Source organism: Acinetobacter sp. T_3_1 (genome assembly GCF_025377055.1).
GTDB classification, from domain to species: domain Bacteria; phylum Pseudomonadota; class Gammaproteobacteria; order Pseudomonadales; family Moraxellaceae; genus Acinetobacter; species Acinetobacter kookii.
In genome coordinates, this window is the sequence record NZ_JACHVD010000048.1 from 1 (window position 1) to 863 (window position 863).

Below are 863 nucleotides of genomic sequence, written 5' to 3' on the forward strand. Positions count from 1 at the left end.
TTTGGGCAGAAGCCAGGTCTTTGATTGCGGGAGCAAGTGAAGCGAGAGGATTCATATTGAGCTTTACAAGGCTGTTATAGCGTTTAACCAGACGCTGATCTAAGCCAGAGATGTTAAATTGAAGAGCATGCTCTTCAATTTAACGCAAAGCTCGGGATTTGTGTAGATACCTATGCCCTCTGGGAGAGGGCTAGGGAGAGGGAGAAGAAAAATGAAAATAGATCCCCAGCTATTAGAATTCGCCAAACCCATGCGCCACTCTGCCACCGATCCAGAAAGTTTGATGTGGCAAATCTTACGTGCCAAGCGTTTTATGAATCTAAAATTTCGTCGTCAGCATGTGATCAAACCATATATTGTGGATTTTTACTGTCATGAAATCGGTTTGGTGATTGAGCTGGATGGCAGTCAGCATGCAACGGATGATGCAATTGATTATGATTCTGAACGGACGAAGTTTTTAGAGACTTTGGGTTTAACTGTGGTGCGCTATTGGAATCATGATGTGTTGCGGCAGACGGATGTGGTGTTGGAGGATTTGTGGCAGAAATGCACTGAATTAAAAAATACCTCTCCCTAACCCTCTCCTGAGAGGAGAGGGAATTTTCATTGAGTATCAAACAACAGTAGAATTCTCAAAGGTTACTCCCTCTCCCTCTGGGCATAGGTATCTACACAATTCCCGAGCTTTGCGTTAAATTGAAGAGCATGCTCTTCAATTTAACATCTCCGGTCTGGATCAGCGTCTGATTAAACGCTATAACAGCCTTGTAAAGCTCAATATGAATCCTCTTGCTTCACTTGCTCCCTCAATCAAAGACCTGGCTTCTGCCCAAAGGTCGAGTTTCGCAACCACACAGGCC

General features: G+C 44.3%; 1 protein-coding gene and 1 pseudogene. Both read left to right on the top strand.

All coding sequences use genetic code 11. The features are described 5' to 3' along the window. Positions 1-211 precede the first annotated feature (211 nt). Complete coding sequence (locus tag H4I94_RS16145) at positions 212-580, top strand: endonuclease domain-containing protein (protein WP_261183725.1); 369 nt, start codon at positions 212-214, stop codon at positions 578-580. Positions 581-734: 154 nt separating this feature from the next. Next, positions 735-863: pseudogene (locus tag H4I94_RS16150) on the top strand (transposase); the annotation flags it as partial.

Excerpts from the sequence above, each read along its gene's own strand:
- H4I94_RS16145 (WP_261183725.1), top strand. The coding sequence starts at position 212 with ATGAAAATAGATCCCCAGCTATTAGAATTCGCCAAACCCATGCGCCAC.